This window comes from Rhodovulum viride (assembly GCF_003265965.1).
Lineage (GTDB): Bacteria > Pseudomonadota > Alphaproteobacteria > Rhodobacterales > Rhodobacteraceae > Rhodovulum > Rhodovulum kholense.
In genome coordinates this window covers 53,290-67,703 of the sequence record NZ_MUAV01000021.1, presented here as the reverse complement: position 1 = coordinate 67,703, position 14,414 = coordinate 53,290, and the positions used below count along the sequence as shown (strand labels likewise).

Here is a 14,414-nt window from a genome sequence, read left to right as displayed (position 1 = left end):
CACCGATGACCCGCCCCGCCGCCATCTGCCTGATCGTCAACGACCGCGCCGGAGACCATTCCGGCCCGACCTCGCGCAGCGAGATGCTGCGCGATCTTCTCGACCAGACCGGCCTCGAGGCCGAGATCCGCAGCCCGCGCCCCGGCCAGAGCCTGACGGCGCTGGCCCATGAGGCGCTGGACCAGGGCTGCGGCACGCTGGTCGCGGCGGGTGGCGACGGCACGATCTGCGCCGTGGCCGAGGCCTGCCACGACCGCGACGCGACGCTTGGCGTGGTCCCGCAAGGCACCTTCAACTATTTCGCGCGCGGGCTCGGCATTCCGCTGGACCCCGAGGCAGCGGTCGCGGCGCTGGCCGGAGGAACCACCGCCGAGCTGCGCCTTGGCGAGGTCAATGGCGCGGTCTTTCTCAACAATGCCAGCCTCGGGCTTTATCCCGCGATCCTCGAGCGGCGCGAGACCACCTACCGCCGCTGGGGCCGAAGCCGCGCCGCTGCCTATTGGTCGGTCGCCCAGACGCTGGCCGGCATGCGCCGTGCGATGCGGCTGCGGATCGACCTGGACGGCCAGACCCTGACCCTGCGCACGCCACTGGCTTTCGTCGCCAACAGCGCCTACCAGCTGCAGCAGTTCAATCTGGATGGCATCGATGCACTCGAGACGGGCGCCTTCCCGCTCTTCACCGCCCCCGACGCCAGCCGGGCCGAGATCGCCCGCGCGACGCTGGGGCTTGCGCTGCGTGCGGCGCAGGAGGGGCAGGATTTCGAGCTGCACCGCGCCTCCCGGATCGTGATCGACCCGGGGCGGCCCAGGGTTCTGGTCGCGCGCGACGGCGAACGGCAGATGATGCAGGCGCCGCTGACGATCCGCCGCCGCGACCGGCCGCTGCGCGTGCTGGTGCCGGGCACGGCCGCGTGATCCGGATCGCGCATATCTCGGACCTGCATTTCGGCCGCACCGCGCCCGAACTGCTGGACCCGCTGCTCGACGCGCTGAACGCGGACGAGACCGATCTGGTGGCGGTCACCGGCGATCTGACCCAGCGCGCCCGGACCGGCCAGTTCCGCGCCGCGCGCGGCTTTCTCGACCGGATCGAGGCGCCCTGGCTGGCGGTGCCCGGCAATCACGATGTGCCGCTCGACAATCCCTGGCTGCGGCTGCTGCGCCCTTACGCCCGCTATCGGCGCCATATCTCGGCCGATCTGGCGCCCCGGACCCAAATCGGCACGCTGACGGTGCAGGGCTTCAACACCGTCGATCCGCTGCGCTGGCAGCGCGGCAAGGTCAGGCGGCGCGATCTCGACGCGGCCTGCGCGGCCTTCGAGGGCGCGCCGGGCCCGCGCCTTGCCATGGCGCATCACCCGTTCGAACAGGCGCCCGACACCCCGAAACGTCTGATGAAACATGCCGCGCCCTCGCTCGAGGCGCTGGCGCGCTGCGGCGCCGACATCGTGTTGTCGGGCCATCTGCACCGCTGGCGGGCCGAGCCGTTCCTGACCCGCGAGGCCGGACGTCGGGTCTTGCAGGTGCATGTGGGCACCGGGCTCTCGACCCGGCTGCGCGGGCAGGAAAACGACTTCGCCCGGCTGGCCATCGACGGCGACCAGATCGAGCTGACCCGGATGGTGGCGCGCGAGGGCGCGTTCCGGCCCGAAAGCGTCGCGGTCTTCCGCAAGGGGCTGTCGGGCTGGACAGGGGTCTGAGCCCGGCGCTAGTGGCCGCCCCCGCCCGCCTGTTGCGGCGTCCGCATCAGGAAGGCGGTCACCGCAAGCCCCGCGAAGAGCACCGACAGCATCAGGAAGACATCGATGAAGGACATCACCGTCGCCTGCTGGCGCACCCGCGCCGCCATCTGCGCCAGCGCCCCGGTCTGCCCGTCGAGCCCCCGCGCCGAGAGGTTCCCGGCCATCAGCGACAGCTGCCGCATCGCCTCGTCATTGGTCCAGCTGATGGCCTCGCGCAGGCGGTCGTAATGCAGCGCGCCCCGATCGGAAAGCTGGGTGTTGATGACCGCCAGCCCGACTGCCCCGCCAAGGTTGCGCATCAGGTTGAACAGCCCCGAGCCGCCCTTCATCTTGTCGCGCGACAGGGTGCCGAGCGCGAGGTTGTTGATCGGCACCATGCTCAGCATCAGCGACATGCCGCGCAGGATCTGCGGCACCAGCAGTTCCTGGAAATCCCACTCGGCGGTCATGCCGGTCAGCATCCAGGTCGAGACCGCGAAGCCGACGAAGCCGACCAGCAGCATCAGTCGCAGATCGACCCGGCCCGCCAGAAAGCCCGCGATGGGCGCGGTGACGAACATCGCCAGCCCTGAAACAAAGACCGTCTCGCCGATCATCAGGCTGTCATAGCCGCGGATCGAGGCCAGATAGAGCGGGTAAAGATAGGTCAGCCCGTAAAGCCCGATCCCCATCACGAAGCTGAAGGCCGACCCGACCGCGAAATTGACATTGCCGAAGGCCGACAGATCGACGATGGGCTCGTCCCGGGTCAGCACCCGATAGAAGGTGACGATGCCGCCGACCAGCGTCACGACGACAAAGACCGCGACCGTTTCATCGGCCAGCCAGTCATTGCCCGGCCCCTCTTCCAGAACGTATTCGAGCCCGCCCAGAAACGCCGCCAGCGACAGCAGGCCCCACCAGTCGAAGCGCTCGAAGAGGCTCCAGTTCGGGCGATCGAAATCGATCAGCAGGAAGGCCCCCAGCGTCACGCCGATGCCGGGCAGCACATTCACCAGAAAAAGCCAGTGCCAGGACAGCGTGTAGCTGAGATAGCCGCCCACCGTCGGCCCGACGGTCGGTGCCAGCGTGGCGATCAGGCCGATGATCGGCGAGACCACGTTGCGTTTCGAGGGCGGAAAGATGGTGAAGGCCGCAGCAAAAACCGAGGGGATCATGCCGCCGCCCAGAAAGCCCTGAAGCGCACGCCAAAGGATCATCTCTTCGATGCTGGTCGAGGTGGCGCAGAGAAAGCTTGAAATGGTGAAGCCCGCCGCCGACAGCGCGAACAGATAGCGCGTCGACATCATCCGGGCGAGAAAGCCCGACAGCGGGATCATCACCACCTCGGCGATCAGATAGCTGGTCTGGACCCAGCTGATCTCGTCGGGGCTGGCGGCGAGCCCGGCCTGGATCTCGGACAGCGAGGCCGAGACGATCTGGATGTCGAGGATCGCCATGAACATGCCGAACACCATCACCACGAAGGCGATGGCGCGACGCGGCGTCAGATGCGGCTCGTCGGCGGTCATGATTTCGCGGGCCCCGGAGCGCGGCGCCTAGTGCACGCTGGCCAGCCGCGAGGCAGCCGCGTCGCCGGTGCGCGTGTCGACCGACACCACCGCCGACAGCCCGGCGCGCAGCTGTCCGGTCGCCAGCGCCTCGGGCGGCAGCTGGATGCGCACCGGCACCCGCTGCACGACCTTGGTAAAGTTGCCGGTCGCGTTCTCGGCCGGAAGCAGCGAGAAGACCGCCCCGGTCGCGGGCGCGGCCGAGGTGACCCTGCCCTCGAAGTGCCGGCCGGGCAGCGCGTCCAGCGTGACCTCGACCGTCGCACCTGGGGCGATGCCCTGCATCTGGGTTTCCTTGAAATTCGCCTCGACATACAGCGCGTCGTCGGGCACCAGCGCCGCCAGCCGGGTCCCTGCGGTCACCAGGTCGCCAAGCTCGAGCCCCAGATTGGCCAGCGTCCCGTCGGCCGGCGCGCGCAGTACCGTGCGGTCGAGGTCGCGGCGGGCCTGGTCCACGGCCAGTTCCAGCTGATGCTTTTCGCCCTCGGCCTCGGCCCGCTGGGCGATCAGCACATTGACCTCGGCCCGGGCGCTGGCCACGGCGGCGGTGGTCTTGGCCAGCGTCGCCCGCGCGGTGTCGTGATCCTCGGTCGCGGTATCGAGCTGGGCCACCGCCGCGAAATTGCGCGCGGCCAGCCCCTTGACCCGCTCAAGCGCGTTGGTCGCGGTCCGAAGCTGGGCCTCGGCGGCGTCGCGGTCGGCCTCGGCCTGCACGACGGCGGCGCGGGCGGCGGCGATCTGCGCGTCGATCCGGGCCAGCGTGCGGTCGGCGGTGGCGGCGCGGCTTTCGGCGGTGGCCAGCGCGATGCGATAATCGTCGTCCTCCAGCCGCACCAGCACGTCGCCGGACCGGACATGGGCGTTTTCCTCGACCGGCAGGCTCTTGACGTAGCCCTGCACCCGGCTGGAGATCATCGCGATATCGGCCTGGACATAGGCGTCGTCGGTATGCTCGACGAACCGGCCATGGGTCCAGTAGCCCCAGCCGGCATAGCCCGCCCCGCCCAGCGCCAGCACGGCCACGAGGGCCAGCACCGGCTTGCGGCGCGACCGTTTCGGCGCGGCGGACCGATCCTCGCCCGGCGGCACCGGGGCGGCATCGGCAAGGGTCTCGCGAGTCAGGGTTTCCGGCTTCGACATCGGGACAGCTTTCGGAGAAGGCGCAGGGGCGACGGGACGTGAGAAAGTCTGGCGGGACCGGCACAGAGCCGGATCGAACCGCGCGGTTCGATTTACGTGTAGGGCATCGCCGCGAGTCGATCAAGGCTTTATCGAACCGGCCGGTTCGATTAAATGGTTTGACGGCGACGGGCCTGCCGACTCCCGTCAGGCCGCCAGGATCATGCCCTCGGGACCACGAAAGGACCGGCCCAGATGCCGCAAGGCGACAGCCGAACCGACAGCGACACCTGCCCCGGCGGCCGCGTCTGCCGACGCCATGCGGCGGGCGAGGACCCCGCCAAGCGCGACCAGATCCTGCAGGGCGCGATGAAGGAGTTCCTGGAAAAGGGCTTCGACGGCGCCAGCGTGAACGAGATCTGCCGCGCCGCCGGGGTCTCGAAGGGCACGCTTTACGTCTATTTCGAGGACAAGCTCGATCTTTTCGTGGCCCTCGTCGCGCGCGAGCGCGAGGCGATCTTCGCGGGCTTCGACGCGCTTCTGAAAGGCGATCTGCCGCTTGAGGACAAGTTGACCCGGTTCGGCCAGCGCCTCGCCTCGACGATCTGCACCGATCATGTGGTCCAGTGGCAACGCACCATCGCGGGCATCGTCGACCGCATGCCCGAGCTTGGGGCACGGTTCTACGAGGCCGGCGCCCAGCGGACCCATGACGACCTGAATGCGCTTTTGCGCCGCGAACGCGCCGCCGGGCGGCTGGACGTGCCCGACCCCGAACGGGCCAGTTCGCAATTCATCGAGCTGACCGTGGCCGGCATCTGGCGCGCCCGACTCTTCGGCAAACGCCCGACCGCCCCGGACCCCGAGGAAATCGAGGCCTCGGTCGCCTCGGCGGTTCAGGTCTTCATGGCGGCCTACGGCCGGACGCGCGGCTGACAGGGGCCTGTTGCGCAGGGCCCGAGAGGCGGCCTCAATCTGCGATCTCGACCCGGGTGTTCCAGGCCCGGCACCGCTCGGCCAGCGTCCCGGACAAGGGGCGATCGGTGAACAGCGCATCGAGATCGCCCAGCGAGGCGATCCGCACCGGCGCGGTCCGTTCGAACTTGGTGGCGTCGGCGACCAGGAAGGTGCGCCGGGCCTGCGAGATGACGGTCTGGCTGACGCCAACCTCGCGGATGTCGAAATCCAGCAGATCGCCATCCTCGTCCAGCGCCGAACAGCCGATCACCGCATAGTCGACCTTGAAGGCCTGGATCGCCCGCATCGTCAGCGTGCCCACCAGCCCCGCATCCGACCGCCTGAGCGTGCCGCCCGCCACCACGATCTCGCAATCGGGGTTCTCGACCAGAATGTTGGCCACGTTCATGTTGTTGGTCACCACCAGCAGATTGCGGTGATGCGAAAGCTCGCGCGCGACCGCCTCGGTCGAGGTCCCGATATTGAGAAAGACCGACGCCTCGTCGGGGATCGCCCGGGCACAGCGCCGGGCGATGGCCGCCTTGGCCTCGGGGTTCAGGTCGCGCCGGTGTTCGTAGCCGATATTGGTCACGCCCGAGGGCAGGATCGCGCCGCCATGGACCCGCTCGAGCTTGCCCGCCTCGGCCAGATCGGCGAGGTCGCGGCGGATGGTCTGGACGGTCACCCCGAAATGTTCGGCCAGCGCCTCGACGGTGACACGGCCCTCGCGGCGGGCGATGTCGAGGATGTCGGGGGCGCGCAGGGTCTGGGACATCGGTTTTCCTTTCCGCTCCAAATTGTTCGATTTTCCGATGCCTCGCAAGCGGCGCAGCCCGGACCGGCGGCAGAGATCGCCTGAGTTCCGCCGCGAGGACGCGCGCATGCTGCAAATGCGAAAGGCGCACTCGGCCAATCGCGCATGAAGCTGCGCGCTTCAGGCCATACCGAACAGAAACGGAATAAAAACGAAAATTCCGATTGACGCAACTTGTCGCAGCGTGGTTCGTTGACTCTACCGAAAGGACCGATTCATGCCCGCGCCCCTTGCGACAACGCCCCAGTCCGACCCGACCGACCTGCTGATCGTGGGCGGCGGCATCAATGGCTGTGGAATCGCCCGCGACGCCGCCGGGCGCGGACTGAGCGTCACGCTGGCCGAGATGGGCGATCTGGCCTCGGCGACCTCCTCGGCCTCGACCAAGCTCTTTCACGGCGGGCTGCGCTATCTCGAGTATTTCGAGTTTCGTCTGGTCCGCGAGGCGCTGATCGAGCGCGAGACGCTGTTGCGCGCGATGCCCCATATCAGCTGGCCGATGCGCTTCGTGCTGCCGCTCGACACGCGGATGCGGTTCGATGCCAGCACTCCCGCGTCGAGACTGCTGTCCACGGTCATGCCGTGGATGAAGGGCCGCCGTCCGGCCTGGATGATCCGTCTGGGGCTTTTTCTTTACGACAGCCTCGGGGGCCGCAAGATCCTGCCCGCGACCCGCACGCTGGATCTGGCGACAGACCCGGCGGGCCAGCCGCTGAAGGACAGCTTCCAGCGGGCCTATGAATATTCCGACTGCTGGATAGAGGATGCGCGTCTGGTCGCGCTGAACGCCCGCGATGCCGCCGAGCGCGGCGCCGAGATCCTCGTCCGCACCCGTGTCATCGGCGCCGCGCGCGGCCCGGACCTCTGGACGGTCACGCTGCGCGACCAGCAGACCGGCGAGGTCTTCACCCGCCGCGCCCGGATGCTGGTCAATGCCGCCGGCCCCTGGGCGGGCGAGGTGATCGGCGAGACGCTGCACGAAACCTCGTCCGACCGGGTGCGGCTGGTGCGCGGCAGTCATATCGTGACGCGGAAGCTCTTCGATCACGAGCGGTGCTATTTCTTCCAGGGGCAGGACGGCCGGATCGTCTTCGCCATCCCCTACGAGACCGATTTCACCCTGATCGGCACGACCGATGCCGAACATGCGGACCCCGACACGCCCCCCGTCTGCACCGAGGCCGAACGCGACTATCTGCTGGCCTTCGTGAACCGCTATTTCCGGCAGGACGTCACCGTCGAGGATATCGTCTGGACCTATTCCGGCGTGCGGCCGCTGCATGACGAGGGCGAGGGCTCTGCCACCGCCGCCTCGCGCGATTACGTGGTCAAGCTGAACCGCGCCGGCGCGCCGCTGCTGAACGTCTTCGGCGGCAAGATCACGACCTATCGCCGGCTTGCCGAATCCGCGCTGGAAAAGATCTCCGAGGTGAACGAGGGCCTGCCGGGCCGCTGGACCGCGGGCGTGCCGCTGCCGGGTGGGGATTTTCCGGTCGATGGCGTCGAGGACCTGATCGCGCGGCTCAAGGCGGCGCACCCGTTCCTGACCGACCGCTGGGCACGCCGGCTGGTGCGCGCCTATGGCACCGAGGCGGCAGACCTGCTGGATGGCGCGCGCAGCCCCGAGGATCTGGGGCGCGACTTCGGCGCGACCCTGACCGAAGCCGAGGTGCGCTGGCTGATGGACCGCGAATTCGCGCGCGAGGCCGCCGATGTGGTCTGGCGCCGCAGCAAGCTTGGGCTCAGACTGAGCCCCGACGAGATTGCCGGGCTTGACGCCTGGATGACGGATAAGCGTCCCAAGGACTTGCCCGCCGCCGCCGAATAGGCGGCCGAGACGGGCCCAGGGACGGAATAAGGGAGGAGTGCCGCGATGGCGCTGACGCTTGACGGCCTGTCGAAGGTCGTGAACGGCCGGACGCATATCCATGCGACCGATCTGACGCTGGAACCCGGCACGATGAACGTGCTGCTGGGGCCGACGCTTTCGGGAAAGACCACGCTGATGCGGCTGATGGCCGGGCTCGACCGGCCCACGACCGGGCGCATCCTGTGGCAGGGCGAGGACGTGACGGGCATGCGGGTGCAGGACCGCCGCGTCGCGATGGTCTATCAGCAGTTCATCAACTACCCCTCGATGACGGTCTACGACAACATCGCCTCGCCGCTGCGGCTCGAGGGCCGCAGCCGCGACGAGATCGACCGCGCGGTGAAGAAGACCGCCGACATGATGCGGCTGTCGCCGCTTCTTGACCGCAAGCCGCTGGAACTGTCGGGCGGCCAGCAGCAGCGATGCGCGCTGGCGCGCGCGCTGGTGAAGGACGCGGGCCTGGTGCTGCTGGACGAGCCGCTGGCCAATCTCGACTACAAGCTGCGCGAGGAACTGCGCGCCGAGATCCCGCGGATCTTCGCCTCTTCCGGCGCGATCTTCGTCTATGCCACGACCGAACCCGAAGAGGCGCTTTTGCTGGGGGGCAACACCGCGACGCTGTGGGAAGGACGAATCACCCAGTTCGGCCCCGCCCCCCGGGTCTACCGGCAACCGGCGGACGCGATCACGGCGCGGGTCTATTCCGACCCGCCGATGAACTTCCTCAGGGTCTCGAAGACCGGCGGACGGCTGATGTTCGGCGACGGCCAGTGGGTCGAGGCGAAGGGCGCTCTCGCCGCACTCGCCGACGGGCGCTATACCGCCGGCTTCCGCCCGAACCATGTCGAGATCGAACGCCACACCGCCGATGCTATGGTCTTTCACACCGGGCTTGCGGTCTTCGAGATCACCGGGTCCGAAACCTTCATCCATCTCGACCACCATGGCGAACGCTGGGTGGGCGTGATCCACGGCATCCGCGATCTTCGGATCGGGGCCGCGCTGCCGGTCTATCTGGACCCGTCGCATGTCTACATCTTCGGCGAGGACGGCGCGCTTGTCGCCCCCGCAGCCTATGCCCTTGCGGCCTGAGGAGGAGCGACCATGGCCCGGATCACGCTGGAACACCTCGCCCATTCCTACCTGCCCGCCCCGCAATCGCCCGACGACTACGCCCTGAAGGAGCTGAACCTCGACTGGGAGGACGGCGCGGCCTACGCGCTGCTGGGAGCCTCGGGCTGCGGCAAGTCCACGCTTCTGAACATCATCTCGGGGCTGCTGACGCCCAGCCGGGGGCGCATCCTCTTCGACGGGGTCGACATGACCGCCGCCCCCACCGCCCAGCGCAACATCGCGCAGGTGTTCCAGTTTCCCGTAGTCTACGACACCATGACCGTGCGCGAGAACCTGGCCTTCCCGTTGCGCAACCGGGGCCGCGACCCGGCCTATATCGCCGAGAGGGTGCAGGCGGTCGCGCGGATGATCGGCATGGAGGATCAGCTGAGCCGCAAGGCGCGCGGGCTGACCGCCGATGCCAAGCAGAAGATCAGTCTGGGGCGCGGGATGGTGCGGCGCGAGGTCAACGCGCTTCTGTTCGACGAGCCGCTGACGGTGATCGACCCGCACATGAAGTGGGAGCTTCGGACCCAGCTGAAATCGCTGCATCACGAGTTCGGCCATACGATGATCTACGTCACCCACGACCAGACCGAGGCTCTGACCTTCGCCGACAAGGTCGTGGTCATGCATGACGGCCGCGTTGTGCAGATTGGCACGCCGCAGGAATTGTTCGAGCGACCCGCCCATACCTTCGTGGGCTATTTCATCGGCTCGCCGGGGATGAACCTGCTGCCCGCGACGATCGAGGGCGACCGGGCCTATGTGAACGGCATCCATGTGCCCCTTGGCGGCCGCTACGGGGCGCTCGCGGGCAGCACCCGGATCGGGGTGCGTCCCGAATTCGCCCGGCTGTCGAAGGACGAGGGGCTGCCGGTCCGGATCTCCCGCATCGAGGATGTGGGCCGCCACAAGATCCTGCGCGCGACCTGCTTCGGGACCGAGATCAACATTCTCGCCGCCGAGGGCGAGACCATCCCGGCCGAGGCCTCGCGCGTCGTGTTCGACCCGGCCAACGTCAATGTCTATGCCGACGACTGGCTGGTCGCCCCGGCACAAGGGAGCGCCGCCTGATGGAAAAGACAGTCAATCACAAGGCGTGGTTCCTGGTGCTGCCGGTGCTGGTGCTGGTGGCCTTCTCGGCGGTGATCCCGCTGATGACGGTCGTGAACTACTCGGTGCAGGACACGTTCGGGCAGAACCAGTTCTTCTGGGCCGGGCTCGAATGGTTCCGCGAGACGCTCGCCTCGGAGCGGATGTGGGACGCGCTGGGGCGCCAGCTGGTCTTTTCGGGGATCATCCTCGCCATCGAGGTGCCGCTGGGCATTCTGGTGGCGCTGTCGATGCCCAAGAAGGGCGTCTGGGCCTCGGTCTGTCTGGTGCTGATGGCGCTGCCGCTTCTGATCCCGTGGAACGTCGTCGGCACCATCTGGCAGATCTTCGGGCGCGAGGATATCGGGCTGCTGGGCTACACGCTGAACGCGCTGGGGGTCGACTACAACTACACCCAGGGCTTCTTCGCCGCCTGGACCACGGTCATCGTGATGGATGTCTGGCACTGGACCTCGCTGGTGGCGCTTCTGGCCTATGCGGGGCTGCAATCGATCCCCAACGCCTATTATCAGGCGGCGCGGATCGACCAGGCCAGCCGCTGGGCGGTCTTCCGCTATATCGAACTGCCGAAGATGCAGGGTGTGCTGATGATCGCCGTGCTGCTGAGGTTCATGGACAGCTTCATGATCTATACCGAGCCCTTCGTGGTCACCGGCGGCGGGCCCGGCAACGCCACCACCTTCCTGTCGATCGACCTGGTGAAGATGGCGCTGGGGCAGTTCGACCTCGGACCCGCGGCCGCCTTCTCGCTGATGTATTTCCTGGTGATCCTGCTCGTGTCCTACGTCTTCTACACCGTGATGGTGAACATGGAAAAACGGGAGGGCAAGTGATGGCCGACGCCCCTGCCCTGCCCGCCTCGCGCGTCCTGCCCCGGGTAAATGCCCGCGCCGTGGTGATGGTGGCTTACCTTCTGTTCCTGCTCTTGCCGATCTACTGGCTGCTGAACATGAGCCTGAAGACCAATGCCGAGATCCTCGGCAGCTTCAGCCTCTGGCCGAAGGATCTGACCTTCCGGAACTACGCGACCATCCTGACCGACCCGTCCTGGTACATGGGCTATGTCAATTCGATGATCTACGTGGTGATGAACACGGTCATCTCGATCACCGTCGCGCTGCCCGCCGCCTATGCCTTCAGCCGCTACACATTCCTCGGCGACAAGCATCTGTTCTTCTGGCTGCTGACGAACCGTATGGCCCCGCCCGCGGTGTTTGCCCTGCCCTTCTTCCAGCTCTATTCCTCGGTCGGGCTTTTCGACACCCATATCGCGGTGGCACTGGCGCATTGCCTCTTCAACGTGCCGCTGGCGGTCTGGATCCTCGAGGGCTTCATGCGCGGCGTGCCCAAGGAAATCGACGAGACTGCCTATATCGACGGCTATTCCTTCCCGCGCTTCTTCGTGAAGATCTTCATGCCGCTGATCGCCTCGGGCATCGGGGTCGCGGCCTTCTTCTGCTTCATGTTCTCCTGGGTCGAGCTTCTGCTGTCGCGGACGCTGACCAGCGTGGACGCCAAGCCCATCGCCGCTACCATGACACGCACGGTCAGCGCCTCGGGACTGGACTGGGGGGTGCTGGCCGCCGCGGGTGTGCTGACCATCGTGCCCGGTGCGCTCGTGATCTACTTCGTGCGCAATTACATCGCCAGGGGTTTTGCCCTCGGGAGGGTTTGATGACAGCAGATCAGGAAGCCATGATCCGGGACGCGCTCGATGCGCTGGCCCCCGGCGAATTCCACTTGCCCGACGCGGTCGGCGCCCGATGGGATACGCTCTGGATCGGCGAGAAGGTGGGGATCGGCAACGATTTCCTGCGGGCCGTACGGGAGGGCCGGTTCGAGGGGATCGAGGATACCGGCCGCAAGGAACACGGCCTGCATGTCTACGTGAAGACGGGGTAAGCGCATGGACTGGATGGCCTGGACCTGGCCCACGGCGGCCTTCTTCGCCACGATCGCGGCGCTTCTGGTGCTGTTCACCGTGCTGGCGATCCGGTTTCCGGAAACCCCGCGCGTGGGTGTGCTCAGGTTCGAGACGACCCGCGGCGACCGGCTCTTCATCACGTTGCTGGGCGCGGCCTTTCTCAATCTGGCCTGGCTGGGGCTTGCGCCCTGGCCGCAATGGGGCGCGCTGATCCTTTGCGCGGGCTGGGCCGCGGCCGTCTTCCGCTGGGTGTGACCCGCGCAGGACGGTCGGGCGGCGGGATTGGAGGCCCGCCGCGCTGACGCACGGCCCGACGACACGAAAAGACTGGGTTCAATAGGGAGGAAACCATGACCCACGGATACCGAACCACAACCGCGCTGGGGTTGGCGCTGGGCCTTCTGGCCGCGCCCGGCTGGGCAGGGATGGACGAGGCGCGCAGCTTCCTCGACGCCGAGATCGGCGACATGTCGGTGCTGTCGCGCGCCGATCAGGAGGCCGAGATGCAATGGTTCGTCGACGCCGCCAAACCCTTCGCGGGGATGGAGATCAAGGTCGTTTCGGAAACCATCACCACCCATGAATACGAATCCAAGGTGCTGGCCCCGGCCTTCAGCGCGATCACCGGCATCAAGGTCACCCACGACCTGATCGGAGAGGGCGACGTGGTCGAAAAGCTGCAGACCCAGATGCAGTCGGGCGAGAACATCTACGACGCCTATATCAACGACAGCGACCTGATCGGCACCCATTGGCGCTATCAGCAGGCCCGCAACCTGACCGACTGGATGGCGGGCGAAGGCGCCGACGTGACGAACCCGGGGCTCGACCTTGAGGACTTCATCGGCACCAGCTTCACCACCGGCCCGGACGGCAAGCTGTATCAGCTGCCCGACCAGCAATTCGCGAACCTCTACTGGTTCCGCTACGACTGGTTCACCGACCCGAAGACCATGGAGGATTTCAAGGCCAAGTACGGCTACAATCTGGGCGTCCCGGTCAACTGGTCCGCCTATCAGGACATCGCCGAGTTCTTCACCGGCCGCGACATGTCCTACATGGGCGCCGAGGGCGACATCTACGGCAACATGGATTACGGCAAGAAGGACCCCTCGCTCGGCTGGCGCTATACCGATGCCTGGATGTCGATGGCGGGCATGGGCGACAAAGGCGAACCCAATGGCCTGCCGGTCGACGAATGGGGCATCCGGGTGAACGAGAACAGCCAGCCCGTGGGGTCCTGCATGGCCCGCGGCGGCGCCACCAATTCGCCCGCGGCGGTCTATGCGGTCACGAAGGCGATCGAATGGCTGCAGAAATACTCGCCCCCCACGGCGGCGGGCATGACCTTCTCGGAGGCCGGTCCGGTGCCCGCCCAGGGCCAGATCGCCCAGCAGATGTTCTGGTACACCGCGTTCACCGCCGACATGGTGGGCGATGGCGCGGGCGCGGTGCTGAACGAGGACGGCACGCCGAAATGGCGGATGGCCCCCAGCCCGCATGGCGCCTATTGGGAAGAGGGCATGAAGATCGGCTATCAGGATGCCGGGTCCTGGACGCTGATGAAATCGACGCCCGTGGACCGGGCCAAGGCGGCCTGGCTTTATGCCCAGTTCGTCACCTCGAAGACGGTCGATGTGAAGAAATCGGACGTGGGGCTGACCTTCATCCGCGACTCCACCATCAACTCGCAGCACTTCACCGACCGCGCACCCATGCTGGGCGGGCTTGTCGAGTTCTACCGCTCGCCCGCCCGGGTGCAGTGGTCGCCGACGGGCACCAACATCCCCGACTATCCGAAGCTCGCCCAGCTCTGGTGGCAGAATATCGGCGATGCGATGTCGGGCGCGAAGACCCCGCAAGAGGCACTGGACTCGCTTTGCGCCGATCAGGAGAAGGTTCTGAGCCGTCTCGAACGCGCGGGCGTGCAGGGCGATCTGGGGCCGAAGCTGAACGAAGAACGCGACGCGGAATACTGGCTCGAACAGCCCGGCGCGCCGAAGCCGAAGCTCGCCAACGAGGAAGAAGAGCCCAAGACCGTCGCCTATGACGATCTGATCCAGTCCTGGAGCAACTGAGCCCTTTTTGCGCAACCGTGGCGCCCGGCCCTTGCTGGCCGGGCGTTTTTCGTTTGGCGGGGAAAGATCCCGGACCCGGCCGAGGACGGACAGTGCCGCGCGCCGGGGTATGACACCGAACCGATCCAT

14 protein-coding genes are annotated in these 14,414 nt (G+C 67.2%); 11 read left to right on the top strand and 3 right to left on the bottom strand.

Annotated features, from left to right (window positions below):
- Window positions 1-5 precede the first annotated feature (5 nt).
- Window positions 6-917 carry a diacylglycerol/lipid kinase family protein gene (locus tag BYZ73_RS16095; RefSeq protein ID WP_112316726.1) on the top strand — a complete coding sequence of 304 codons (912 nt, stop codon included), beginning with the start codon at window positions 6-8 and terminating at the stop codon, window positions 915-917.
- Window positions 914-1,702: a metallophosphoesterase family protein gene (locus BYZ73_RS16090; protein ID WP_112316725.1), complete on the top strand. Its 789-nt coding sequence runs from the start codon at window positions 914-916 to the stop codon at window positions 1,700-1,702. Before BYZ73_RS16095 ends, BYZ73_RS16090 begins: the two co-directional genes overlap by 4 nt.
- An 8-nt stretch (window positions 1,703-1,710) precedes the next feature.
- On the opposite strand, the gene BYZ73_RS16085 is transcribed toward BYZ73_RS16090, so the two are convergent.
- Window positions 1,711-3,255, bottom strand: coding sequence for a DHA2 family efflux MFS transporter permease subunit (locus tag BYZ73_RS16085; RefSeq protein WP_112316724.1), 1,545 nt, complete (start codon window positions 3,253-3,255; stop codon window positions 1,711-1,713).
- A 27-nt stretch (window positions 3,256-3,282) separates the two neighbouring features.
- A complete protein-coding gene (locus BYZ73_RS16080; protein ID WP_112316723.1) occupies window positions 3,283-4,434 on the bottom strand; it encodes an HlyD family secretion protein in 1,152 nt (383 codons plus the stop codon).
- Between the two features lie 234 nt (window positions 4,435-4,668).
- Here BYZ73_RS16080 and BYZ73_RS16075 point away from each other — a divergent pair, with 234 nt between their 5' ends.
- Window positions 4,669-5,349 carry a TetR/AcrR family transcriptional regulator gene (locus tag BYZ73_RS16075; RefSeq protein ID WP_108024578.1) on the top strand — a complete coding sequence of 227 codons (681 nt, stop codon included), beginning with the start codon at window positions 4,669-4,671 and terminating at the stop codon, window positions 5,347-5,349.
- Between the two features lie 34 nt (window positions 5,350-5,383).
- Here the strand turns inward: BYZ73_RS16075 and BYZ73_RS16070 are convergent, their stop codons facing one another.
- A complete protein-coding gene (locus BYZ73_RS16070; protein WP_112316722.1) occupies window positions 5,384-6,145 on the bottom strand; it encodes a DeoR/GlpR family DNA-binding transcription regulator in 762 nt (253 codons plus the stop codon).
- 256 nt (window positions 6,146-6,401) lie between these two features.
- On the opposite strand from BYZ73_RS16070, the gene glpD reads away from it, so the two are divergent.
- The 8 genes from glpD to BYZ73_RS16030 all read left to right on the top strand — a co-directional run bounded on the left by glpD (window position 6,402) and on the right by BYZ73_RS16030 (window position 14,285).
- Complete coding sequence (glpD, locus tag BYZ73_RS16065) at window positions 6,402-8,012, top strand: glycerol-3-phosphate dehydrogenase (protein ID WP_112316721.1); 1,611 nt, start codon at window positions 6,402-6,404, stop codon at window positions 8,010-8,012.
- Between the two features lie 45 nt (window positions 8,013-8,057).
- The gene (locus BYZ73_RS16060) at window positions 8,058-9,146 is read left to right on the top strand and encodes an ABC transporter ATP-binding protein (protein WP_108024572.1); all 1,089 of its coding nucleotides are present in this window, start codon (window positions 8,058-8,060) and stop codon (window positions 9,144-9,146) included.
- A gap of 12 nt (window positions 9,147-9,158) precedes the next feature.
- A complete protein-coding gene (locus BYZ73_RS16055; RefSeq protein WP_112316720.1) occupies window positions 9,159-10,244 on the top strand; it encodes an ABC transporter ATP-binding protein in 1,086 nt (361 codons plus the stop codon).
- Window positions 10,244-11,116, top strand: a complete 873-nt coding sequence (locus BYZ73_RS16050; RefSeq protein ID WP_112316719.1) for a carbohydrate ABC transporter permease — start codon at window positions 10,244-10,246, stop codon at window positions 11,114-11,116. The genes BYZ73_RS16055 and BYZ73_RS16050 overlap by 1 nt, the downstream gene beginning before the upstream one ends.
- A complete protein-coding gene (locus BYZ73_RS16045) occupies window positions 11,116-11,958 on the top strand; it encodes a carbohydrate ABC transporter permease (protein ID WP_112316718.1) in 843 nt (280 codons plus the stop codon). The genes BYZ73_RS16050 and BYZ73_RS16045 overlap by 1 nt, the downstream gene beginning before the upstream one ends.
- Window positions 11,958-12,185 carry a DUF1413 domain-containing protein gene (locus tag BYZ73_RS16040; protein ID WP_108024564.1) on the top strand — a complete coding sequence of 76 codons (228 nt, stop codon included), beginning with the start codon at window positions 11,958-11,960 and terminating at the stop codon, window positions 12,183-12,185. Before BYZ73_RS16045 ends, BYZ73_RS16040 begins: the two co-directional genes overlap by 1 nt.
- A gap of 4 nt (window positions 12,186-12,189) precedes the next feature.
- Window positions 12,190-12,462: a DUF2160 domain-containing protein gene (locus tag BYZ73_RS16035; protein ID WP_108024563.1), complete on the top strand. Its 273-nt coding sequence runs from the start codon at window positions 12,190-12,192 to the stop codon at window positions 12,460-12,462.
- A gap of 95 nt (window positions 12,463-12,557) precedes the next feature.
- A complete protein-coding gene (locus BYZ73_RS16030; RefSeq protein WP_112316717.1) occupies window positions 12,558-14,285 on the top strand; it encodes an ABC transporter substrate-binding protein in 1,728 nt (575 codons plus the stop codon).
- Window positions 14,286-14,414: the final 129 nt, after the last annotated feature.

What these genes read in the sequence shown, in the direction of transcription:
- BYZ73_RS16050 (WP_112316719.1), top strand. Translation starts at nt 10,244, where the DNA reads ATGGAAAAGACAGTCAATCACAAGGCGTGGTTCCTGGTGCTGCCGGTG.
- BYZ73_RS16060 (WP_108024572.1), top strand. Translation starts at nt 8,058, where the DNA reads ATGGCGCTGACGCTTGACGGCCTGTCGAAGGTCGTGAACGGCCGGACG.
- BYZ73_RS16075 (WP_108024578.1), top strand. Translation starts at nt 4,669, where the DNA reads ATGCCGCAAGGCGACAGCCGAACCGACAGCGACACCTGCCCCGGCGGC.
- BYZ73_RS16035 (WP_108024563.1), top strand. Translation starts at nt 12,190, where the DNA reads ATGGACTGGATGGCCTGGACCTGGCCCACGGCGGCCTTCTTCGCCACG.
- glpD (WP_112316721.1), top strand. Translation starts at nt 6,402, where the DNA reads ATGCCCGCGCCCCTTGCGACAACGCCCCAGTCCGACCCGACCGACCTG.
- BYZ73_RS16085 (WP_112316724.1), bottom strand. Translation starts at nt 3,255, where the DNA reads ATGACCGCCGACGAGCCGCATCTGACGCCGCGTCGCGCCATCGCCTTC.
- BYZ73_RS16040 (WP_108024564.1), top strand. Translation starts at nt 11,958, where the DNA reads ATGACAGCAGATCAGGAAGCCATGATCCGGGACGCGCTCGATGCGCTG.
- BYZ73_RS16070 (WP_112316722.1), bottom strand. Translation starts at nt 6,145, where the DNA reads ATGTCCCAGACCCTGCGCGCCCCCGACATCCTCGACATCGCCCGCCGC.
- BYZ73_RS16030 (WP_112316717.1), top strand. Translation starts at nt 12,558, where the DNA reads ATGACCCACGGATACCGAACCACAACCGCGCTGGGGTTGGCGCTGGGC.
- BYZ73_RS16080 (WP_112316723.1), bottom strand. Translation starts at nt 4,434, where the DNA reads ATGTCGAAGCCGGAAACCCTGACTCGCGAGACCCTTGCCGATGCCGCC.
- BYZ73_RS16055 (WP_112316720.1), top strand. Translation starts at nt 9,159, where the DNA reads ATGGCCCGGATCACGCTGGAACACCTCGCCCATTCCTACCTGCCCGCC.
- BYZ73_RS16095 (WP_112316726.1), top strand. Translation starts at nt 6, where the DNA reads ATGACCCGCCCCGCCGCCATCTGCCTGATCGTCAACGACCGCGCCGGA.
- BYZ73_RS16045 (WP_112316718.1), top strand. Translation starts at nt 11,116, where the DNA reads ATGGCCGACGCCCCTGCCCTGCCCGCCTCGCGCGTCCTGCCCCGGGTA.